General features: G+C 67.8%; 22 protein-coding genes. 12 read left to right on the top strand and 10 right to left on the bottom strand.

Translation table 11 applies throughout. The annotated features are described in order from the left end of the window. Together OG394_RS07485 and OG394_RS07480 are read left to right on the top strand one after the other, a co-directional pair. Positions 1–690: an FxsA family protein gene (locus OG394_RS07485; protein WP_328994256.1), complete on the top strand. Its 690-nt coding sequence runs from the start codon at positions 1–3 to the stop codon at positions 688–690. Between the two features lie 50 nt (positions 691–740). Beyond that, positions 741–1148, top strand: a complete 408-nt coding sequence (locus OG394_RS07480; RefSeq protein ID WP_328994255.1) for a GNAT family N-acetyltransferase — start codon at positions 741–743, stop codon at positions 1146–1148. Between the two features lie 3 nt (positions 1149–1151). On the opposite strand, the gene OG394_RS07475 is transcribed toward OG394_RS07480, so the two are convergent. Together OG394_RS07475 and OG394_RS07470 are read right to left on the bottom strand one after the other, a co-directional pair. Next, positions 1152–1658 (bottom strand): cupin domain-containing protein, encoded by a 507-nt coding sequence (locus tag OG394_RS07475; RefSeq protein WP_328994253.1) that lies wholly within the window; start codon positions 1656–1658, stop codon positions 1152–1154. A 31-nt stretch (positions 1659–1689) separates the two neighbouring features. Beyond that, on the bottom strand, positions 1690–2388 hold the full coding sequence (locus OG394_RS07470) for an SDR family NAD(P)-dependent oxidoreductase (RefSeq protein ID WP_328994252.1): 699 nt from the start codon (positions 2386–2388) through the stop codon (positions 1690–1692). A 103-nt stretch (positions 2389–2491) separates the two neighbouring features. Here OG394_RS07470 and OG394_RS07465 point away from each other — a divergent pair, with 103 nt between their 5' ends. Further along, entirely contained in the window at positions 2492–3343 is an 852-nt protein-coding gene (locus OG394_RS07465; RefSeq protein WP_328994251.1) for a helix-turn-helix transcriptional regulator, read from the top strand. Between the two features lie 97 nt (positions 3344–3440). Here OG394_RS07465 and OG394_RS07460 read toward each other — a convergent pair whose 3' ends face one another. The 3 genes from OG394_RS07460 to OG394_RS07450 form a co-directional block, all read right to left on the bottom strand. Further along, a complete protein-coding gene (locus OG394_RS07460; RefSeq protein WP_328994250.1) occupies positions 3441–3821 on the bottom strand; it encodes an RNA polymerase-binding protein RbpA in 381 nt (126 codons plus the stop codon). 227 nt (positions 3822–4048) lie between these two features. After that, a complete protein-coding gene (locus tag OG394_RS07455) occupies positions 4049–4792 on the bottom strand; it encodes an SDR family oxidoreductase (RefSeq protein ID WP_328994249.1) in 744 nt (247 codons plus the stop codon). After that, the gene (locus OG394_RS07450; protein WP_328994248.1) at positions 4789–5037 is read right to left on the bottom strand and encodes a hypothetical protein; all 249 of its coding nucleotides are present in this window, start codon (positions 5035–5037) and stop codon (positions 4789–4791) included. Before OG394_RS07450 ends, OG394_RS07455 begins: the two co-directional genes overlap by 4 nt. Positions 5038–5134: 97 nt before the next feature. On the opposite strand from OG394_RS07450, the gene OG394_RS07445 reads away from it, so the two are divergent. The 4 genes from OG394_RS07445 to OG394_RS07430 are packed head-to-tail and all read left to right on the top strand — an operon-like array spanning position 5135 to position 8897. Beyond that, a complete protein-coding gene (locus tag OG394_RS07445; protein WP_328994247.1) occupies positions 5135–6460 on the top strand; it encodes an efflux RND transporter periplasmic adaptor subunit in 1326 nt (441 codons plus the stop codon). Next, positions 6450–7148, top strand: a complete 699-nt coding sequence (locus tag OG394_RS07440; RefSeq protein WP_328994246.1) for an ABC transporter ATP-binding protein — start codon at positions 6450–6452, stop codon at positions 7146–7148. The genes OG394_RS07445 and OG394_RS07440 overlap by 11 nt, the downstream gene beginning before the upstream one ends. Beyond that, positions 7148–8380, top strand: coding sequence for an ABC transporter permease (locus tag OG394_RS07435; RefSeq protein WP_328994245.1), 1233 nt, complete (start codon positions 7148–7150; stop codon positions 8378–8380). The genes OG394_RS07440 and OG394_RS07435 overlap by 1 nt, the downstream gene beginning before the upstream one ends. Positions 8381–8402: 22 nt before the next feature. Then, entirely contained in the window at positions 8403–8897 is a 495-nt protein-coding gene (locus OG394_RS07430; protein ID WP_328994244.1) for a hypothetical protein, read from the top strand. On the opposite strand, the gene OG394_RS07425 is transcribed toward OG394_RS07430, so the two are convergent. Together OG394_RS07425 and OG394_RS07420 are read right to left on the bottom strand one after the other, a co-directional pair. Continuing rightward, positions 8894–10285, bottom strand: a complete 1392-nt coding sequence (locus tag OG394_RS07425) for an MFS transporter (RefSeq protein ID WP_328994243.1) — start codon at positions 10283–10285, stop codon at positions 8894–8896. The genes OG394_RS07430 and OG394_RS07425 overlap by 4 nt on opposite strands. After that, positions 10282–11070, bottom strand: a complete 789-nt coding sequence (locus OG394_RS07420; protein WP_328994242.1) for a glycerophosphodiester phosphodiesterase — start codon at positions 11068–11070, stop codon at positions 10282–10284. Before OG394_RS07420 ends, OG394_RS07425 begins: the two co-directional genes overlap by 4 nt. Positions 11071–11298: 228 nt before the next feature. Between OG394_RS07420 and OG394_RS07415 the strand changes: the two genes are divergently transcribed. After that, positions 11299–12441: an aminotransferase class V-fold PLP-dependent enzyme gene (locus tag OG394_RS07415; RefSeq protein ID WP_328994241.1), complete on the top strand. Its 1143-nt coding sequence runs from the start codon at positions 11299–11301 to the stop codon at positions 12439–12441. 6 nt (positions 12442–12447) lie between these two features. After that, entirely contained in the window at positions 12448–13485 is a 1038-nt protein-coding gene (locus OG394_RS07410) for a hypothetical protein (protein ID WP_328994240.1), read from the top strand. Positions 13486–13596: 111 nt separating this feature from the next. Here OG394_RS07410 and OG394_RS07405 read toward each other — a convergent pair whose 3' ends face one another. Further along, a complete protein-coding gene (locus OG394_RS07405) occupies positions 13597–14121 on the bottom strand; it encodes a pyridoxamine 5'-phosphate oxidase family protein (RefSeq protein WP_328994239.1) in 525 nt (174 codons plus the stop codon). 1329 nt (positions 14122–15450) lie between these two features. Between OG394_RS07405 and OG394_RS07400 the strand changes: the two genes are divergently transcribed. Beyond that, positions 15451–15828, top strand: a complete 378-nt coding sequence (locus tag OG394_RS07400; RefSeq protein ID WP_328994237.1) for a hypothetical protein — start codon at positions 15451–15453, stop codon at positions 15826–15828. A gap of 95 nt (positions 15829–15923) precedes the next feature. On the opposite strand, the gene OG394_RS07395 is transcribed toward OG394_RS07400, so the two are convergent. Both OG394_RS07395 and OG394_RS07390 read right to left on the bottom strand, forming a co-directional pair. Then, positions 15924–16379: a PGPGW domain-containing protein gene (locus OG394_RS07395; protein ID WP_328994236.1), complete on the bottom strand. Its 456-nt coding sequence runs from the start codon at positions 16377–16379 to the stop codon at positions 15924–15926. Positions 16380–16419: 40 nt separating this feature from the next. Beyond that, positions 16420–18555 (bottom strand): peptidoglycan DD-metalloendopeptidase family protein, encoded by a 2136-nt coding sequence (locus OG394_RS07390; protein WP_328994235.1) that lies wholly within the window; start codon positions 18553–18555, stop codon positions 16420–16422. Between the two features lie 184 nt (positions 18556–18739). Here OG394_RS07390 and lpdA point away from each other — a divergent pair, with 184 nt between their 5' ends. Together lpdA and OG394_RS07380 are read left to right on the top strand one after the other, a co-directional pair. Then, the gene (lpdA, locus tag OG394_RS07385) at positions 18740–20137 is read left to right on the top strand and encodes a dihydrolipoyl dehydrogenase (RefSeq protein ID WP_328994233.1); all 1398 of its coding nucleotides are present in this window, start codon (positions 18740–18742) and stop codon (positions 20135–20137) included. A gap of 120 nt (positions 20138–20257) precedes the next feature. Then, complete coding sequence (locus OG394_RS07380; protein ID WP_328994232.1) at positions 20258–20812, top strand: dihydrofolate reductase family protein; 555 nt, start codon at positions 20258–20260, stop codon at positions 20810–20812.

Below are 20812 nucleotides of genomic sequence, written 5' to 3'. Positions count from 1 at the left end.
ATGGGATGGCTCATCGCGCTCGCACTACTGGTCGTGCCGGTGGTGGAGATCTTCGTCATCATCCAGGTCGGACAGGTGATCGGTGCCTGGCCGACGGTGGCGCTGCTGATCTTCGAGAGCGCGCTGGGCGCCTGGCTGGTGAAACGCGAGGGCAGACGCGCCTGGAACGCGTTGCGCACCTCGATGCAGACCGCCCTGATGCCAGGGAAGGAACTGGCCGATGCGGCGTTGGTCCTGATCGGCGGCACGCTGCTGCTGACACCGGGTTTCGTGACGGACATCTTCGGCTTCTTCTTCATCCTGCCGTTCACCCGTCCGATCGCGCGTCGGCTGCTCTCCGGCCTCGTCACCAAACGCCTGATGGCCTCGGCCTCGGGCGGCCCGTTGACCGGGTTCATGCCGGGCAATCCGGCCGGCGGTCCGGCATCAGGTCCGGCATCCTCAGGTCCGGCCTCGGGCCCCGGCGGATCCGCGGGAACCGATAGGCCGACCGGATTCAAGGGACCGTTCGGCCCCGGCGGATTCCCCGGCTTCCCGGGGGCGACCGGACCAGGCGGCCCAACCCGCCCGGCGGATGACCCGCGCGGCCCCAAGGCTCCGGGTGGTCGTGGTGGTCGTGGTGGCCGACCGGATCAGCCTGGACGCGGTGATGTGGTCCAGGGTGAGGTCGTCGATCCGGACGAGCGCTGATCACCGTCTGGGCGGGGGAGGACCTTACGTCACTCCTGGCCGCCTACCACTTGCGCACCGAGGCAGAGAAGGGCCTCGCGGTCGCCGACGTGTCGGAGCTGCCCGAGAATTACCGCGCCGAGGTTGACGACCCGCACGCCGTCTTCGGTGACGGCACCGTCTTGCTCGCCTGGAAGGACGGCACGCCCGTCGGTTGTCTCGTAGTGACACCGCCCGAGCACCACCACAGCGAGCTGAAGCGCCTTTGGGTATTCCCCGTCGCGCGCGGCGTCGGCCTCGCGTCAGAACTGGTCGAATGCGGCATCACCGAAGCGAGCCGATTGGGCGCTTCCGTCGTACGCCTATCTGTCTGGTCGTGGCGCACCAGCGCGATCAAGCTGTACGAACGCCTCGGCTTCAAGATCGTCCCCACCTGGGACGACCGCCCCGACCTGGTCTGCCTCGAACGCCCCGTCTGACCCTCAGGTCTCAACCCCGTACTTGACGTACAAGTCCTGCATGCCTTGGGTCTGGAACCGCTCGGGTCCCCAGGCCTCGACCTGCACGCCTGGGCGCGGTTCGTCCCCGCCGTCGACGAAGAGCCCCTCCGAGCCACCGGGCGTGTAGAGGAAGAGCAATTGGGCAGTGTGGAAGCCGACGTTCAGAAACCGGTGCCGCATCTGACGCGGGATGTGGACGAGGTCACCGGTCCGCGCCAGGAAGGTCCGGTCGCCGTCGAGGAACTCCAGTTCGCCGTTGAGCAGGTAGAAGGTCTCGTCCTGGTCCACGTGAGTGTGGGGGATCGGTCCGCCGCCGGGCGGCACCGACGCTTGCACGATGCCGATCGAGCCGTTGGTATCCGCGGCGGTCAGTTTCACGCTATAGACGTCGCCGGAGAACCAGCGCTGCAGACCCTCATTGGCGGGCACATAAATGCCGCCGCCCGTGCTGTTGCGTGGATCATTGGCGTCAGGCTGGGGAAGGCTCATGTCGCTCCAGTGTTTGGTGATTCGCCAACGCTCAAGACCATGCAATCTCACCGGCTCGGTCCACGAAGCGTCCGGAGCCGGCGCCGGGTTCTTCGGTGGCGAGGCGGACGATCGCATCGGTGCCTTCGGCAACGGTCTGGTAGCCGCTGTGGCCGTTGAGGTCGGTCGCCGTGTAGCCCGGATCAGCGGCATTGATGCGGATGTCCTTCATCGCTTTGGCGTATTGGGTGGTCAGCATCGTGAGCGCTGCCTTCGACGCGGCGTAGAGCGGCGCGATGGCAGCAGACTCGGCCCGCGACGGGTCGTGGGTGTACGCGAGCGAGCCCATTCCGCTGCTCACATTGACGATGACCGGGTCTGACGATCGGCGCAGCAGCGGCAGGAACGCGGCCGTCGTACGGACCACACCGGCGAGGTTGACGTCGAAGACACCGAGGGCGTCGGCACCGGTCAGCGTGCCGGGATCGCCGGAGGAGCCGATGATGCCGGCGTTGTTGATCAGTACGTCGATCGCGCCCTCGTGTTCGGCGACATCCGCGGCCGCGGCGGTGACGGACGCGTCGTCGGTGACGTCGATCGGGACGAACCGCGCGCCGAGCGTCGCGGCGGCCTCCGCGCCCTGTTCGGGGTTGCGGGCGCCGACCAGCACGGTGTGACCGAGTTCGATGAGGCGACGGGCGGTCTCGCGGCCGAGTCCCTTGTTCGCGCCTGTGATGAAGATGATCGTCATGTCGTCAATGCTCGGTTGCCCGTGGGCGTCCGGCCAGGGACGCCTCGACGGTAGGAGCAGCAGTACCACCCTCGACCTCGCGAGATGCAGGAAGATGGGCGTCATGACCACGACGTCCGGCACCGGGCTTGGCGCGATGATCCGCACGTGGCGGGATCGCTTGCCCCCATCGGCGGCGGCGTTGCCGGTCGGCCAGGCGCGCCGCGCGATCGGCCTACGCCGCGAGGAGCTCGCCGAACTGGCCGGGGTGTCGGTCGATTACGTCGTACGCCTCGAGCAGGGACGAGCCACGACGCCCTCGGCACAGGTGGTCGCGTCGCTTGCGCGTGCGCTGCAGCTGACGATCGCCGAGCGGGATCACCTGTACCGGCTGGCCCACCTCGTCCCGCCGGCGGACGGCGCGATCTCCTGCCACATCCCACCCGGCGTTCAGCGTGTGCTCACCCGGCTCGGGGACGTCGCGGTCGGCGTGTTCGCAGCGGATTGGCAGCTGATCTGGTGGAACCGCAGTTGGGCCGCGCTGCTGGGCGATCCGTCTTCGTCGGCACCGCACCTGCGCAATTTCGCCCGCGACAGGTTCCCGGTGGGTGCCAGTACTGGTCAGCTGTCACCATGGCCAGTCATCGAAGAGGACAGGGACGCAACCGACGCCGTTGTCGTGTCCGACCTGCGCCGCGCGACCGGCCGCTTCCCTGACGACAAACGCCTGGCCGAGCTGATCCGAGCATTGAGCGGCAACCAGCGGTTCGCCGAACTATGGGCGAGCGGTACGGTCGCCGCTCACCGCGAGGACCATAAAACGATCGAGCACCCCTCGGTGGGACCGGTCGAGGTGGACTGCGACGTGCTGACCGACGGCGACTCCGAGCTCAAGATCGTGATCATGACCGCCGTACCCGGCAGCGCCGACGAGACCAAACTCCAACTCGCCGCGATCGCCCGGACAACTCACTAGGCAAAGCGCCCACACCGCCAAAGGTGAAAGGCCGTTCCCGCGGATGCGGAAACGGCCCTTCGGTGGTTCGGGTTGGCCTAACTGCGGCCGGTGTTGGTCAGGCGGTCTTCTTGGAGCGGGTAGCGCGGTGCAGGTGCGCCGGGCCGATCTCACCCGCGCGGAGCAGCTGGACCCGCTCGGCGAGCAGCTCCTCCAGCTCCGAGATGCTGCGACGCTCGCGCAGCATGTCCCAGTGCGTACGCGCCGGCTTCTCCTGCTTGGGCTCGGGCTTCTCGCCGGTCGAGCGGGCGGCCTCGCTACCGCAGTGCGGGCACTCCCAGACCGCGGGCACCTCGGCATCGTGCGCCATGGTGACCTCGACCACGTGACCGCGAGGGCAGTCGTAGCTGATCATCTGCCGCGGCGCGAATTCCACGCCACGGTCATCCTCGAAGCTGACCCCACCCAGCCCCGAACCACGCAGTACGCGATTAGACATGTCAAACCTCCGAGTTCGTCATCCGGGTCAACGGTCGGTCGGCCCGGATGATTCCCATTTTCGCATGCTCACGGACCCGCCATGCACCTGACGGCCTCCGACACCCGATCGCGGACCTTCGTTGTCATCCAGCCGTCATCCGGTGTTACGGAACTGTCACGCACGGTCATTGACTGTGCCGGGTCCCGAAGAGGTAGACGCGACTCGTCCGCAGGAGGTTCGGAACATCATCCACCGAATACGTCACGTCCGTCCCCGAGCAGCCACTCGTCGAACGTGATCCGCCCGTGGCGGCTGCCGGGGCCGGTCACCAGCGCCCCGAAACGACCAGGCATCGGTACGCCGACGAGAGGCGTGCGCTGACCCGTCGTACGCAAATAGGTCTTGGCCAATTGGTCCAACCGGGCCACCTGTGGCCCACCGAGATCGGGCGTTCGGCCGGACGGGCCCGCCTCGACGAGGTCGACCAGGACTTCGGCGACTTCGCGCGCGGCGACGGTCTCGACCTTGAGGCGCGGGATCAGCGCGACCGGACCGACTCGGGCGCGTCGCAGCAGCTGCGCCAGGAATTCGTGGAACTGCGTCGCCCGGACGATGCTCCACGGGACCTCTCCGGCCGTGACCAAGGTCTCCTGCGCGACTTTGCCCGCGTAGTACCCGGACGGCATGTCGTCGATCCCGACGATCGACAGCAACACGTGATGCCCGACATCGGCTTCCCGCTCGGCGCGGAGCAGGTTGGCCGTCGTCGTACCGAAGAAGTCGACCGCCACCTTCCGCCTCATCGTCTGGACGCTCGCCACATCGATGACCGCGTCGACGCCCGTCAACGCCCGATCGAGGCCGTCGCCGGTGTAGACGTCCACGCCCGTCGACCGCGACATCGTGACCGTCTCGTGCCCACGATCGGCCAGCGCCCGTACGACGTACCGCCCGACCACGCCGGTGCCACCCGCGACCGCGACTCTCATCGCGCCACCTTCTCGCCAGCCGCGGCCGGGGATGGGGTGCGGTACGGCAGCAGCAGGATGATGCCGAACGCGAGACTCACGCTCAGGGATACGACATTGCCCACCACGTCGACCGAGACCCAGGCCAGCGTGGCGCCCGGGAAGTCGTCGTAGAACGCGCGTGGGAAGAAGGCCGCCCAGCCGCCGACGAAAAGGCCGAGCAGGATGGAGAGGCCGAGGACGACCTGTCGATAGGTGGTGTTCATACCCGCACGACACGGCGGATGCGCCGGACGTGACATTGCCAGGTGGTTGCCAGGTGGTCGGGATCGTTTCCTCAGGGTGGATCCCTAAGTTTCGCTCATGGTTCTCCCTCGCTCGCGTATCCGCGGCCTCAACGCCGTGAACGTGATACTCGTCGCGATCCTGCTCGCGATCGCTGTCACCGCTTATCTGATCTTCTTCCGGCCCGAACCGCAGGCGGCAGCAGTCCGCCCGGCCGTGCAGGTCGCTCGCGGGGAGGTGACATCGACGGTGAGCTCGAGCGGGACGTTGCAGAGTTCGCAGACGGCCTCGCCACAGTTCGCCACCTCTGGCACCGTGACCGCCGTACTGGTGAAGGTCGGGCAGGTCGTCGCCAAGAACGCGGCGATCGCCCGGATCGACCCGGCGCCGGCCCAGCGCGAACTGCGCATCGCCCAGCAGAACCAGATCGCGGCGGCCAACTCCGTCACGGCCGCCGAGGAGACGCTCGCCGAGGCCGAAGAGGCTGCGGAAGCCGAGGAGGAGGCCGAGGCGGCAGCGGCGACGGCCACGCCAAGCCCGCAGCCAACCCAGACCCAGGCGCAGGCCCAACAAGGCGGCGTATCCGTGACGAGTGCGACGGCCAGCCTCGCCCGGGCGCGCGCCGACAAGGAGCAGGCCGACCAGGCGGTCGAGGCGGCCGAAGACGCGGTGGCGGCGACCACCCTGCGCGCGCCGATCGGCGGCACGATCATCGCGGTCAACGGCGAGGTCGGCTCCCAGGCGTCGAGCTCTCAGGCGTCCAGCTCTCAGGGCAGCACGGCTCAGGGAAGTACTGCCCAGGGATCAACCGAAAGCGCAGCCGCAACCGGCTTCGTGGAGATCGCGAATCTGTCCAGCCTGGTGGTGACGGCGTCCTTCCCCGAGGCCGACGCGCTCAAGATCAAGGCTAAGCAGTCGGCGACGGTGGTGCTCAACGCCGCACCCGACACCAACCTCCCCGCCACCCTGGCCGAGGTGTCGCCCACTCCGACGACCACGAACGGCGTCGTCTCGTACGCGGCCACCTTCACCTTCGCGAAGAAGCCGGCCCAGGCGCGCATCGGCCAGACCGCGACGGTCTCGGTCGTCACGGCCAAGGCGGCGAACGCGCTCTACATCCCGACGACCGCCATCACGACCTCCGGCACCACGCACACGGTCACGCTGGCCGACGGCGGCGGCAGTCGCGAGGTGACCTTGGGCGTACGCGGCGACAGCTTCACCCAGGTCACCTCCGGCCTGACCGAGTCCGACCGCGTCGAGCTGATCCAAGGCGCCATCGGCGGCGGCACCGGCCAAACCGGCCAACTCGGCCAAGGCGGCAGACAGGGCCAGCAAGGCCAACTCGGGCAGCAGGGGCAATTGCCGCAGCAGCCGGGCGGAGGCGTCGTCCGTGTCCGGTGAAACGCCTCCGGTCATCGACGTACGCGAGGTGATCAAGACGTACGGCGCCGGGCCGGCCGCCGTGCACGCCTTGCGCGGGATCAACCTGAGGGTGCGGACCGGGGAGTACGTCGCGGTGATGGGCTCATCCGGTTCGGGCAAGTCGACGCTGATGAACATCCTGGGCTGCCTCGACGTACCGAGCCGGGGCGAGTACCGGCTCGACGGGTCCGACGTGGCGAGTTTGACGGCCGACCAGCAGGCGTTGATCCGGGGCCGGAAGATCGGTTTCGTCTTCCAGTCGTTCAACCTGATTCCACGTACGACCGCGCTGGCCAACGTCGAACTGCCGCTCACGTACGCCGGACTGCGCCGGGCCGAACGACGCGGCCGGGCCGAGCGCGCGCTGGCCATGGTCGGGCTCGCGGATCGCGCCAGGCACAAGCCGAACGAGTTGTCCGGTGGCCAGCAGCAACGCGTGGCGATCGCGCGGGCTCTCGCGACGGGCCCGAAGCTGTTGCTCGCGGATGAGCCGACGGGCAATCTCGACGCCCGGTCCACCGCCGACGTACTGGACATGTTCGACCAGGTGAACCAGGGCGGGCGCACCGTCGTGGTCATCACGCACGAGGCCGACGTGGCCGAACGGGCCCGCCGGGTCGTGGTCGTCGCCGATGGCCGGATCGTGCGGGACGAGGTGACCGGCTGATGTCGATCCGCGATCTGGTCAGTTCCGCGCTGCGTGGGCTGACCGCCAACAAACTGCGCTCGCTGCTGACCGTACTCGGCGTGGCGATCGGGGTCGGCGCCGTCATCGTGCTGGTTGCCGTCGGCAACGGCTCGGGTAAGGCCGTACAGGATCGTCTCGAGGCCATGGGGACGAACCTGCTGACGGTCTCGACCATCGGCGGAGGTGGTGGCGGCTTCTTCCGCGGCCAGGCCGGGCCGTCGGCGCAGCAGTACTCCCTGACGATGGCCGATGCCGAGGCGCTTGCCGATCCCAGGCTTGCCCCGGATGTGGCCGCCGTCGCGCCGGTGATGACCAGCTCCGGTACGGCGACCAACGGGGATACCAGCTACACCGTCAACCAGATCCTGGGGACCACTCCGGAGTACCTGCCCGCGACGAATACGCCGGTAGGGCTGGGTAGTTCGTTCACCGCGCAAGACGTCGAGGACGGCCGCCGGGTCGCGCTGCTCGGGCAGACGGCCGCGACCGAACTCTTCGGCCGTGCGGCGCAGGCAGTCGGGCAGACGATCCGGCTCGGCTCGGTCGACCACGTCGTACTGGGCGTGCTCGCGAGCAAGGACTCGACCGGGTTCTCCGATCCGAACAGCGTGGTCGTCGTACCGATCAGCACCTTGCGGGCGACCCAGGCCGGGTACGGCGCGCTGAGCCAGATCGTCGTCCAGGCGGTCGACCGAACGAAGGTCGACGCGGCGCAGGCGGAGGTCACGCAACTGCTGGCGGCCCGGCACCAGGTCACCGCGACGACGGCCTCGCCGTTCCGGATCACGAACTCGGCGCAGATCCTGGCGACGAGTGAGGAGACGGCCGAGACGTTCACGGCTCTGCTGGCCACGGTCGCGGCGATCAGCTTGATCGTGGGCGGGATCGGCGTCACCAACATCATGCTCGTCACCGTCACCGAACGGACCCGCGAGATCGGTATTCGGAAGGCCCTCGGCGCGCCGCGACGGGTGATCCTCAGCCAGTTCTTGCTCGAGGCAACGTTGCTCAGTCTGCTCGGTGGCGCCGTCGGGGTGGGTGCGGCGTTGATCGTCAGCCGGTTCGAGCTGGCCGGCGTACAGCCCGTGCTGGTGCCGTCGTCGATCGCGCTCGCCTTTGGTGTCTCGGCGGCGGTCGGTCTGTTCTTCGGCAGTATGCCTGCCCATCGTGCCGCCGGGTTGCGCCCGATCGAGGCTCTTCGCCATGAATGATTCCACTGAGAGAGGTTCCGCCATGTCCAGCAACCAGCCCGACGACTTCGAGTCGATTGTCGTCGGCAACGAGGCGCTACAGCCCCGGAAGACCCTGAAGTTGCCGCTGGCAACCGCCGTCCTGGCCGGCGTCGTCGTGCTCGCCGCCGGGGGAGCGGCTGGTGCCGGCCTGCACGCGGCACTCGGCGCGGACGACGCTGCGCCTGCCGCTTCGCAACAAGGACCGCGAGGCTACGGGTTCCGGGGTCAGGGGCAGGGCGCCGGCCAGAACGCCACCGTGGGGACCGTGGTGTCGGCCACGAGCAGCGAGCTCGTCGTCAAGACCGCCACCGGCGACGTCACGGTCAAGCTCACCGGCGAGACCGCCATCGAGATCACCGACAAGGGCAAGGCGACCGACCTCAAGACCGGCGAGCAGGTCGTCGTCAGCGGTACACCGAGCGACGGTGGCCTGACCGCGACCACCGTCCGCCAAGGCGGCACCACCCTGATGCGCCCTGGCGCTTCGCCCCGCTAGACGACGGTGGGTTGGGTGTTGCCGGCTTCGGTGATGCCCCGGCGCATGTCTACGCGGGAGAGGAGGATCAGGCCGACGACGAAGAAGAAGCCGAGGGCAACGATCGCCGGGCGGTACGAGCCGGTGATCTGGTGGACCAGGCCGAAGACGAGCGTGCCGAGCCAGGACGTGCCACGCTCGCCGGCTTGGTAGAGGCTGAAGTACTCCGCCTCGCGGCCGCGCGGGATGAGCTGGCTGAACGCCGACCGGGACAACGCCTGCGTGCCGCCGAGTACGACACCGATCGCGACGCCCATCGCCAGGAACGGCACGATCTCCTCCTTCGGCAGCATGAAGCCCGCCACCACGATGCCCATCCAGATCACCAGGCCGACCATGATCGTCCGGCGGCTGCCGTACCGCCGGGCGACCCGCCCGAACGCCAGCGCGCCGAAGAACGCGACCAGCTGCACCAGCAGGATCGTCATGATCAGCACCTGCGTCGCGAAGCCGAGTTGCTTCTCGCCGTACGTCGATGACACCGCGATGACCGTCTGGATGCCGTCGTTGAAGAACAGGTATGCGACGAGGAACAGCAGCGTCATCGGATAGGTCTTGGCGTGCTTCAAGGTGGCGAACAACTGGCCGAAGCTCTGCCGCACCAAACTGGCCCGGCTGCCTTTGGCGACCGGCACAACGGCGACCGGCGGGCGATTCCGCAGGCGGATGAACGGCACGAGCGTGAACAGACCCCACCAGAGCCCCGCGCTCAGCAGGCTCAACCGCACCGCGAGGCCCTGTCCGATCCCGAGCGCGTCGTGTCCGGTCACCACGCCGAGGTTGATCGAGAGCAGGATGAAGCCGCCCAGATAGCCGGTCGCCCAACCACGGGACGACACCTCATCCCGCTCGTCCGGCCCGGCGATATCGCACAGGATCGCGTCGTACACGACCATCGATGAGCCCAGACAGATATGCCCGATGAAGAGCAGGAACGCCCCGAGCATCCAGCGATCGCCGGCGACGAAGACCATCGAGCAGGCGGCGAGTGACCCGGTCCAGGCGAAGCCGCACATCCACAGCTTCTTCCGCGGCGACCTGTCGGCGATAGCGCCCACGATCGGCAGGAACAGCGCAGACATGAGAGTGGCCGCCGTGACGACGTAGAACGCCAGGGAGCCGGGGGAGATGCCTATGCCGAGTACGTCGAGGTTGGTCCGGCACGGGTCGTCCGCCGTACCAGCGCGACCGCACGCGGCCTGCTCGGCCACAGACGTCAGGTACGGCGCGAAGAGCACCGTGCCAACAGTGGTGACGTAACCCGAGTTGGCCCAGTCGTAGAAGTACCAGCCTCGCCGTTCGTACTGGTCTGCCGAAGCCGAGGCTGGGGCTGGGGTCGCCGTGGTCATGCTGTGGCTCCGTTCGGATTCCATTGGCCTCGGGCGATCAGGACGTCGCGGAGGATATCGGTGCGGTCGGTGAAGATACCGTCCACGCCCGCATCCAGGAAGCGGTTGATCTCGTCCGGGTCGTCAATGGTCCAGACGTGCACCTGGCGGCCGGCGGCGTGGGCCCGGCGGATCAGGCCTGGCGTGAGCACCTTGAGCCGGCCGTAGTACTCCGGAATCTGGATACAAGCACCTGCACCCGGCAGCACCAGCCGGAACGGCGCATAGCGCAGCGCGGCGATCTCCGCTTGGCCGAAGCCGGTGCAGAGGCGCTCGCCGAGAGCACGGCGCACACTCCAGACACGGCGCTGGGAGAACGACGAGACGCAGACGCGGTCAATCGCGTCTGACTTGGCTATGACCTCGGCGGCGGGCTGTACGCCGTTCGCCGCCTTGATGTCGAGGTTGAGCCGCAGAGTCGGCCACTCCTCCAGCACCTCGCTGAGCAGCGGGATCGGCTCGTGGCCGTTGATGCGGGCCTTGGAGACCTCAGACCACGGCAGCTCGGCAATGACGCCAGTGCGGTCCGTGACCCGGTCTAGCCGGTCATCGTGGAAGGCGACCACAACGCCGTCCGAAGTCGCGTGGATGTCCGTCTCGAGGTACTCGTAGCCGAGGCTGACAGCGTGTGCAAAGGCCCGCATGGAGTTCTCGTAACCGATGTTGTCGGGGTGCAACGCCCCGCCTCGATGTGCCATCGCGATCGGGCCATTGTGGTCGAGGAACGGGTACCTGGTGGCGATCACACCCGAAGTATGGTGCAAGACCCTTGCCTGACAACGAAACCCGACGTTACGTTTCGGCACATACCGTGCGCTTCGACGGCACTTATCCGGGCTGTCCCGACTTGCCCGACGTGTACCGCGAGCGGCGGCACTCTGCGGCCCCCCACCCTCCCGGCGCGGGGGCCGCGTGCCGTCCTGCCAGTGGACGCGGGGAGGCCGGGGAGACCGGGCGGCAGGTAGGTTGAGGCGGTGACCGACCACACCACGCCGCGCCCGGAGTTGTGGAGCCTCGATCCCGGGCAGTTGCACCTGAACCACGGTTCGTTCGGAGCCGTCCCGATCCGCACCCAGCAGGCGCTGGCGGAGCTGCACGCCGAGGCCGATACGAACCCGATGGCCTGGTTCCGCGCCGTCGGGGCTCGCGTGGCCGCCGCGCGTCTGGAGCTCGCCGCGTACCTGCGGACCGACCCGGCCGGGTTCGCCCTCGTTTCGAACGCGAGTGCCGGCGTCACCGCCGCACTGCACACCCTGCCGATCCCAGCGGGCGGCCGGATCCTGCTGACGAACCACACGTACGGCGCGGTCCGGTTCGCCGCCGAGCGCTTCGCCCGGCTGAACGACGCCGAGGTGGTCGAGGTCGCCGTACCGCTCGAGGCCGACGATGACACCGTGGTGGCGACGATCGCGTCCGCCCTGGACGACCGGACCGCCGTGCTCGTGGTGGACCAGATCAGCTCCGCGACGGCGATGACCTTCCCGATCGACCGGCTGGTCGAGACCTGCCACGCGGTCGGCGTACCGGTCGTGGTGGACGGCGCGCATTCGCCGGCCCTGATCGACGCGCCGGCCGAGGATGGCGCCGACTTCTGGACCGGCAACTTCCACAAATGGCCCTGTACGCCGCGAGGCACCGCCGGGCTGGTCGTGGCACCGCAATGGCGGGAGCGAACGCAGCCGCTGGTGGTTTCGTGGTCGGAGTACGCCGAGTTGCCCGAGCGGTTCGACCAGCAGGCCACGAACGACTACGCGGGCTGGATCGCGGCACCCGAGTCGCTCCGGTTGCTGGCCGAGTTGGATTGGCCGCTTAGGCGGTCGCACCTCTCCACGTTGGTCGACGAAGGCGCTCGCATTTTGGCGAAGGCCCTCGGGACCGGGGTTGGCGAGGTCGCTCGGCCGGCGCCGACGATGCGACTGGTCGAGCTCCCGTCGTCCGTGCAGCTGACCCAGGAATCGGGGGAGGCGCTCAAGGCGCGGGCATCGCGTGAGATCGGGGCCGAGATCACGGTGACCGGGTTCGACGGGCGGTTCTTCGTCCGGCTGTCGGCGCACGCGTACAACTCGCTGCGGGACTACGAGATCCTCTCGGAGAGACTCCCTCGGCTACTACGCTGATCGGCTATGAAGCAGCACGGTGACGATCACTGGCACGGGCATCGCGACCTCACTCGCGAGGCCGTACGGCGGCTGTACGCGACGATGGCCGGGCCGGACGGCAGGATCCGTGGGCTGGACGAGCAGCGGTACTTCGAGACGCTCGACAAGGCGCAGGCGTATATGGATCGCCCGCTCGGCGCCGGGTTGGTGCGCAACTTCAACGGCACCAAGTTCACCGTGCCGTACGTCGGACTGGGCCCGACCGCGCACTCGGCGTACGCCAATCCCGGCGCGCAGCGCGAGCACTTCATGGCCGACCCGTACAAGTATGGGGCGGACAATCTCGCCATCAACGTGGGTTACCTGAACGACGCGATGACCGCCGCGCGTCAGGCCGGCGTCAGCGCGAGTGGGCCGGACGACATCGTGGAGCGGGAGATGCCGCCGCTCGGTGCCGCCGTACATGCCCTGCAGGACAGCTATAGCGGGGCGCACGCCTGGCGCGAGGACTCGGTGTACGACGGGAACGTCGACGCGCCGATCCAGTCGTTGCACGTGTTCACGCCGTTGCACGCGGTCGGCATCGACGACGGGAAGAACACGCATTCGGACGAGTTCGACAAGCCGCCGGTCAACTCGGGATCGGCGCGCGCGGCGACGGAAGCGACGTACCGGCTGTTGCGGGTGCACGAGGAGGGCTACCGGACCAGCCCGGAGCAGGCGCAGGCCGAACTCTGGAAGACCCTCGGCCCAATGGTCGCGCCCTCAGCATCCGGCGTCACGGTCAACACCACCCCCAACGCCGAATGGGCCGCCGAACGCGATCGCCGCGTCGCCCTCGAACACACTCTGCCCAAGCCCCAACCCACCGCCGAGGCCCAAGCACCGGGGCAGGCAGCGCAGAAGACCCTCTCGGCCGACGAGCTACGCGTCCTCGGTGACGTCCTCTCCACCCAGCCGAACAGCCCGCTCAAAGCGCCATCCCCAGACCAGACCCCAGCCGCCCGCCCCACCTCACACCACCTCGGCGGCCGCACTCCCGAAGGCCCCACCCGAGACTGACGGGCGTCCCTTCTTTTTCGTTCATTCGTCGCAATCCGCCCTCCAGCGCCGCGGGCCCGCACAGGTCAGCTGCGGGAGAGGGCGGATTGCGACGAATGAACGAAAAAGAAACTAGGGCGTGATGCCGCGGTCGCGGAGAAGCTCGGTGCGGTTGGCGGTGTAGCCGACCATCCAGTGCGGATAGAAGCGGTACATCGCGATGTCGTCGCCCCAGCTGAGCGGCGAACTGCCGTAGTGCGCGGTCCAGTGCCCGATCACCTCCTCCCACCCCGGATCGGACTCGTCCAGCCGCTCAGCCCGGCCATGGCTGAAGACGGCGAGTTCCTCGTTGTCGACGTGCGCCACGCTGACCGCCGGCCGGGCCTTGATGTGCCGCGCCTTGGCCGCCGATCCGTCCGTCCCGAACGTCCACGTCCCGTGCAGGAAATGCCCGTCCAGCGCGCTGATCCGTGGCTCGCCGTGAGCCGTCACGGTGGCCACGTTGATGACCTTCATCCCGGTCAGGAGCGCGACCAGGTCCCGCGCGGAAAGCACGCGCTCGTCCTTGATGATGCTGCGCAGATGATCGGTCGACGAACCATGCGACTTGTCCAAGAGCTCTTGTAATGCGGCCACTTCCGCCTCGGTTTCAAGCATGCCGACAGGCTAAGCGGCCGCACCGACAGTTTTTCGCCTTCGGCCAGAAACCGGCGCCAGGCAGCGATTCACTTGGCAGACTTGGACCGTGAATCTCGAGTACGACCACACCTTGCCACTGAACCTCACCCATGTCGCGCCGTACGGCGAGGTCCGGCTGAACATGCAGCGCCGCCTCAGCCTGGCAGCGGATTGACTCCGTGACGCGTTCTAGGAACGAGGATCGGCCGGGGCGTAGTAGCTGGCCTGCCCTACTGGTGAGCTCACCCGGAGGACGCGCGTGATCCGGGAGTCGACGTGATCACCACGAGTCGGCTCAGAGTTGAGCGCTGACCGGTCCGCCGTGCTGGGCGGATCCTTGACGCGCGGTTCCCAGCGACCGCAGCGGGCGGCTCAGTTTCGGGTGATGGGAGCGACGAACACGTTCACCGCGACCTTCCAGCTACGCGGTGCAGTTGGCCAAGGCGTTCGGTGCCGACGTTACCGCCGTGTGCAGTACGACGAGGCTGGACCTGGTTCGTCCATTACTGAACCAACCCGCGTTGCCGGGCGTGTCGCTCCCGAGCGCCAGACCCATGCCGTCGACGAGCGCAGTGGGAAAGGCTGACCGAACCCGCATTCATGGCGTGAACCAGCCAAGTGGAGCCTTGACGGCGCGACCCTGACCGACCACTAAGTTGCACCAACCTGCCTTGACGACGACTTGCGAGGCTCCCCTGAACACCCATGCCTCCCAAACGAGGGTGGACGGACAATGGAAGCCCCGCTCGGGTTCCTCCGCACGGTTGAGTTCTGCGGCCAACCGGGTGGCCTCGCTTCGGGGAAGCGCCCGGCGCGCTGTGAGCTTCCAGGTGGGGTGTTCGTATCGACAAACGAGGACATCCACCGGGTCCGACGGTACGAAAGCACCGGCCGGATCCGTGCCAGAGGGCTTAGGCATCTCGCGTGGGCAGTCCGAGATGAATGACGGTGTAGCCGTCGAGGACGGGGACATCTGTGCGGGAGGCGCCGTGGAGCCGCCCGATGTCGTCGGTGTCGGAGTAGAGCTGATCGCGTCAGTGTTTCCGCAAGCCCCCAGCAGCAAGCAGAGAGCCGTGAAGGCAACAACCCTGTTTAAGCCCGCCATGTCGTCGGCACCTTCCTCGGAGCCCGGAGCGTTTCGAAGCTAGAAGCTGAGCGCCCTCGTTGCGCCCAGGATGCTCAGGTCGGGTCGTCGATCACCCAGACTCCAATCCAGGATCTCACCAGTCTCTGAGCCGATGGTCACAATCACAGTTCCCCCTCTGGGGAGCGGAGCACCAGCCGGCTCCAGTGCTACTCGAAGGGCCAGTGATCGCCAACCGGGAGGAGGCCGTTAAGCGGATCCTGTCGACCAACAGCTGCAAGGAGTCGTGCCCGGCGAAAGTCGGCAAGCGGACCTTCACCGACATCTCCGTGCGCTGGCTTGGTTGCGGGCAAGCCGTGAACCCCCGGGCGGTGCGGTTCTTCGGGCTGTTCAGCCACGAGAACATCCTCGTGGTGATCACCATGCAGACCCGGTGGAAGGTCCCGGCCGAGCGGCTGCCGGGCCTCGTCACCGATCCGGCCGGCCCGTTGCGCGTCGCCTTCCAGACGGTCTACTCGCGCTTCACCTACAACGAGACGCTGCCCACGCCAGCGCCAACCCGCACCCTCCGCAGGGGCAGCGTGGAGCCCTGCGACCGCTAGAGCGATCGGGCAGTTGCCCTGGGCCCGTATCCGTCACCGCGCCGACGAAGTCCACCGGCCGCCCGGACGTCGTCATCATCCAGTACAGGTCAGGTCTAAAGGAGGGGGAGGTCGTGTAGCCAGGTTTCCCAGGAGTTGGGGAGCCAGCCGGGGACGCCGAGGACGGCCATGTAGAGCCAGATGGCGACGAGCACGCAGCAGAACAGGGCGATGCTGCCGAGCGTCTTGAGCCACGCGGGCTGTTTGCCGGTCCAGGTGGTGAGGACCTTCACCCAGTCCTTGACCTTGTAGAGCGCCCGCTGCGCCCACTCGAACTCACTCGCCAGGATCGCCAGACCGAGGATGAACAGCGGAATACCGCCCGGACCGGGCAACCAGCCGGTCAACGGCGCAGCGATCAGGAAGATACCGCCGACGATCCCGACACCGATCCGGTAGATCAGGTGCTTCTTGGGATCGGACCGGATCTTCCGGCGCCACTCCCAGCGGTCGTCCTGCGCGTCCAACGTGATGTTCTTGTCCGTGCGGTCCGGACTTGTTGACTCGGCCACGATTAGAGCTTATGTCCTGAGGTAAAACGAATTATGGATCTCACGCGCCCGTGAACTCCCAGTGCCAAGGCTCCGGCTTACTCCCGCCCTGACGAGCCCAACGCGGCAGCTTCCAGCCGTAGTTCCCCGCATTGCTCAGCAGCCACCGGTGCTGCGAAGTACCGAACTTGTCGGCGCCACCGCACAGGTCCACCGCGATACCCCAGCCGTGGTTCGACGTACCAGGTAGTGCCGCCAGAGACGGCTTGCGCTGGTAGAGCGAGACCTGAGAGTCGTACGACCGGTAGCTGTCGGTAATACACAGCTTGCGGCCGAAGTGCGCCTGGTAAGCGGTAGCGAGCGCCTTGTAAGCCGAGGCGGCGTCGCAGCGCAAGCGGTGCCCAGTGGTCGCCACACACAGCTCAGACACCGGGATCAGGCCATTGCCGAAGCTGTCGCCACCGTTGCTCAGGCCACCAGTGGCCAGGAACGGCATCGGGTTGACCGGGTCGCCACCGGAACGGACCTCGAAGTGCAGGTGCGCGCCGGTCGAGTTGCCCTCGCTGCCGACCGCACCGATCACCTGACCCGGTACGACGGTGGAGCCGGGGGAGACCGCCACCGAGCTCAAGTGCGCGTACAACGTCTCGATGCCGTTGCCGTGGTCGATCCGGACCAGGTTGCCGGCCCAGCTCGGATGCTCGACGGATACGACACCACCCGTCACCGCGTGGACAGCCGTACCAAGCGGAGCCGGGAAGTCCTGGCCGGTGTGCACCCCAGTGATCCAGAGACCACCAGGCTGGCCGAACGGCGTCCCGATCTCGTACGTCCCGTCGTCCAGCGGCCACGTCCACTGCCCGGAGCCCACGTCGTACGACGTCTGGGTGGCGCCGCAGCGGAAGGCCTCGGCGGCTGCCGTGGTGGCCGGCGCGACCTGCGGGCTGGCCGGCTTGCCGAGGGTGGGACGCACGGCCGCGAAGAAGCTCTCGGGAATGGCCGTGACGACGACCGACTTCTTCGTCTCGTCGGCGGCGATCATCTCGCTGTTGTCGATGGCGACACCGATATGCCATAGGCCGGTGCTGCCGTTGCCCATGACAATGACGTCGCCGGGCTGGATCGAGTTCGGCGAGACCTTCTGGTAGCTCGCGTAGACCTTGTCGATGGGCGAGGGGAGCGCGGTGTACGACTTCCAGGCGGTGCGGGTGGCGCCGAGGCAGCCGAAACTGCCCGGGCCGGTGCCGGATACGCCGTACTTCTTCGCGACGATCCCGAAGGCCGCAGTCACCGCCTTGATCGTCTCGGCGGGCAGCACGCGGATGGTCCGGCCACCGTCGACGACCGAGGCCGCACCCCGGATCACGGCGCCGGTCGAGTCCTTGAGCGGCTGCAGGCCCTTCGGCAGCTTGGCTGGATCACGCAGCGCCGCCGCCTTGGGTGGTTTCACGCCGGCGGCGGCGAGCTCGGCCAGGTACGTCTGCCAGCGGGACTTGGCCTGGTCGTTGCGGGACTTCTGCAACTGGGCCGACATCTTCTTCGCGCCGGCGAGATCCGCCAACTGGCCCTGCATCGTGACCGAGGCGGAGGCGGCCTTGCGCCGGACCTCCGCGTCGAGCACCTTCGCGTTCGCGGCGGCCTGGTTGGCGACCTGGCGCTTGGCGGTGGCGTCGGCGGCCGCGACGTTGGCCGCGGCGACGAGGGTCGTGACGGTTTCGTAGAGCTTGGCCTGGTCGCTGCCGACCTGGGCGATCGCGGTCTGCCGGTCGGCGAACTGCGGCAGGTTCGACGCGAAGGGCGACTGCGCCCACATCAACTGCTGCGGTCCGAAAGCCAGCGGCAGGCCCAGTTGGTAGGCCTGGGCGGTGAGCTGGCCGAGCAGGCCGCGCTGTTCGTCGGCCTTCGCCTTGGCCTGGGCGGCGAGGAGCTCGGCCTTGTCGGCGACGGCGTCTGCCTGCTGCGACTGACCGAGGGCCTTCGTATAGGCGATCGTGGCCTTCGCGAAGTCGGCCTGGAGCGCGGCGGCCTCGGCCTGGAGCTGTTCGTACGACCGGTTCACATCGGTGACGGACGCAGGCGGCGGGGGGCTCGGATCGGCGTACGCCATCGGGATGCCCACCGCGGCCAGGACCACACCCAGCGCCACGATCCGGACTCGCCGGTTCGCGCGGTGGTGATCACCGGTCTGGAACAGCATCTGGCCCCCATCACTCGCCTCACGACACGGGCTACCGCTGTGTTACCCCGGCCCCGTAACCGAACCCCAGAGTAGGCGTAAGTCCGGACCAGGACCAGCCCCGGTGACCGTCCGTGACCCCATTGCCCGGCGCGCGACCAACCTCACGCTCGGCCGCCTGGCCCGACCCACTATTCTTCCGATCATGGCCTCGCACTTTGACGTTGTTGTCCTCGGCGCCGGTCCCGGTGGGTATGTCGCGGCTATCCGCGCAGCCCAGCTCGGGCTGAAAACCGCCATCATCGAGAAGAAGTACTGGGGAGGTGTCTGCCTGAACGTGGGCTGTATCCCCTCCAAGGCGCTGTTGCGCAACGCCGAGCTGGCGCACATCTTCCGGGCCGAGGCGAAGACCTTCGGCATCAGCGGTGAGGTCAGCTTCGACTTCCCGACCGCCGTGCAGCGCAGCCGGAAGGTGGCCGACGGCCGCGTCAAGGGCGTGCACTTCCTGATGAAGAAGAACGGCATCACCGAGTTCGACGGGTGGGGCAGCTTCACCGACGCCAACACCCTCGACGTCTCGCTGAACGACGGCTCGTCCGAGACCGTCACGTTCGACAACTGCATCATCGCGGCCGGCGCGACCACCAAGCTCCTGCCCGGTACGACGCTGAGCGAGCGCGTCGTGACGTACGAGGAGCAGATCCTCACCGAGGAGCTGCCCGGCAGCATCATCATCGCGGGCGCCGGCGCGATCGGCGTCGAGTTCGCGTACGTGCTGGCCAACTACGGCGTCAAGGTCACGATCGTCGAGTTCCTCGACCGGGTCGTACCGCTGGAGGACGTCGAGGTCAGCAAGGAGCTCGCCAAGCAGTACCGCAAGCTCGGCGTCGACGTACTCACCTCGACTCGGGTGGACTCGATCGACGACTCCGGCGACAAGGTGAAGGTCACCGTCACCGGCAAGGACGGCAACCAGCAGGTGCTGGAGGCCGACAAGGTGATGCAGGCGATCGGCTTCCAGCCGCGCGTCGACGGCTACGGCCTGGACAAGACCGGCGTGCAGCTCACCGACCGTGGCGCCATCGCCGTGGACGGTTTCCTGCGGACGAACGTGCCGCACATCTTCGCCATCGGTGACGTCACCGCCAAGCTGATGCTGGCGCACGCGGCCGAGTCGATGGGCGTGATCGCGGCCGAGACCATCGCCGGGCACGAGACGATGGAACTCGAGTACGTGATGATCCCGCGGGCCACCTTCTGCCAGCCGCAGATCGCCAGCTTCGGCTACACCGAGGAGCAGGCGCGCGAGAAGGGGTACGACGTCAAGGTCGCCAAGTTCCCCTTCACGGCCAACGGCAAGGCGCACGGTCTGGGCGACCCGACCGGTTTCGTGAAGCTGATCAGCGACGCCAAGTACGGCGAGCTGCTCGGCGGCCACCTGATCGGGCCTGAGGTCACCGAGCTGCTGCCCGAGCTGACGCTGGCCCAGCAGTGGGACCTCACCACCAAGGAACTCGCCCGAAACGTGCACGCGCACCCCACGCTGAGCGAGGCCCTCAAGGAGGCCATCCACGGCCTCGAAGGCCACATGATCAACTTCTGATCCAGCTCTCCTCGTACGGCGGCGGCCCCTCGGCCGCCGCCGTTTTCATGCCGGGTGTCGATCTGGCTGATGGTGGTTCGACGCAATGGCATCAGCAGCAATTCGAGAGGAACCACCTTCATGCGCAAGCTCAAGCTGCAGGTCCAGGTCAGCGTCGACGGCTACATGGCCGGCCCGAATGGCGAGATGGACTGGATGACCTTCGACTGGGCGGACGACATCAACGCCTATCTCGATGCGCTGACCGAGCCGGTTGACACGATCGTGCTGGGCCGCAAGCTTGCCGAAGGGTTCATCCCGGCCTGGGCGTCGCAGCCCGAGGGTGAGGATCAGGCGTCCATCGACAAGATGAACAACACGCCCAAGGTCGTCATCACGAACACCCTGACCGAGTCGCCCTGGGACAACACCGTCGTCGCCGGCGGTGACCTGGCGAAGATCGTCAACGACCTCAAGGCGCAGCCGGGCGGCGACCTCATCGTGTACGGCGGCGGCACGCTCGTCGCCAGCCTCATCGCCGAAGGCCTCATCGACGACCTCCACCTGCTGGTCAACCCGACCGCGATCGGCGCCGGCATGCCCGTCTTCCCCAAGGCCAGCACGGCGCTGACCCTCGTTGCCGCGACGCCCTTCGAGTGCGGGATCACTGCCCTCCACTACCAGCCGAAGGCCTGA

The sequence above is a fragment of the Kribbella sp. NBC_01245 genome (assembly GCF_036226525.1).
GTDB lineage: Bacteria > Actinomycetota > Actinomycetes > Propionibacteriales > Kribbellaceae > Kribbella.
This window is presented reverse-complemented; position numbering and strand designations above follow the sequence as displayed.

Coding starts and splice junctions, on each gene's coding strand:
- OG394_RS07450 (WP_328994248.1), bottom strand. CDS start 5,037: ATGAACACCACCTATCGACAGGTCGTCCTCGGCCTCTCCATCCTGCTC.
- OG394_RS07390 (WP_328994235.1), bottom strand. CDS start 18,555: ATGCTGTTCCAGACCGGTGATCACCACCGCGCGAACCGGCGAGTCCGG.
- OG394_RS07380 (WP_328994232.1), top strand. CDS start 20,258: ATGCGCAAGCTCAAGCTGCAGGTCCAGGTCAGCGTCGACGGCTACATG.
- OG394_RS07485 (WP_328994256.1), top strand. CDS start 1: ATGGGATGGCTCATCGCGCTCGCACTACTGGTCGTGCCGGTGGTGGAG.
- OG394_RS07410 (WP_328994240.1), top strand. CDS start 12,448: ATGAAGCAGCACGGTGACGATCACTGGCACGGGCATCGCGACCTCACT.
- OG394_RS07470 (WP_328994252.1), bottom strand. CDS start 2,388: ATGACGATCATCTTCATCACAGGCGCGAACAAGGGACTCGGCCGCGAG.
- lpdA (WP_328994233.1), top strand. CDS start 18,740: ATGGCCTCGCACTTTGACGTTGTTGTCCTCGGCGCCGGTCCCGGTGGG.
- OG394_RS07445 (WP_328994247.1), top strand. CDS start 5,135: ATGGTTCTCCCTCGCTCGCGTATCCGCGGCCTCAACGCCGTGAACGTG.
- OG394_RS07460 (WP_328994250.1), bottom strand. CDS start 3,821: ATGTCTAATCGCGTACTGCGTGGTTCGGGGCTGGGTGGGGTCAGCTTC.
- OG394_RS07465 (WP_328994251.1), top strand. CDS start 2,492: ATGACCACGACGTCCGGCACCGGGCTTGGCGCGATGATCCGCACGTGG.
- OG394_RS07405 (WP_328994239.1), bottom strand. CDS start 14,121: ATGCTTGAAACCGAGGCGGAAGTGGCCGCATTACAAGAGCTCTTGGAC.
- OG394_RS07455 (WP_328994249.1), bottom strand. CDS start 4,792: ATGAGAGTCGCGGTCGCGGGTGGCACCGGCGTGGTCGGGCGGTACGTC.
- OG394_RS07475 (WP_328994253.1), bottom strand. CDS start 1,658: ATGAGCCTTCCCCAGCCTGACGCCAATGATCCACGCAACAGCACGGGC.
- OG394_RS07425 (WP_328994243.1), bottom strand. CDS start 10,285: ATGACCACGGCGACCCCAGCCCCAGCCTCGGCTTCGGCAGACCAGTAC.
- OG394_RS07430 (WP_328994244.1), top strand. CDS start 8,403: ATGTCCAGCAACCAGCCCGACGACTTCGAGTCGATTGTCGTCGGCAAC.
- OG394_RS07435 (WP_328994245.1), top strand. CDS start 7,148: ATGTCGATCCGCGATCTGGTCAGTTCCGCGCTGCGTGGGCTGACCGCC.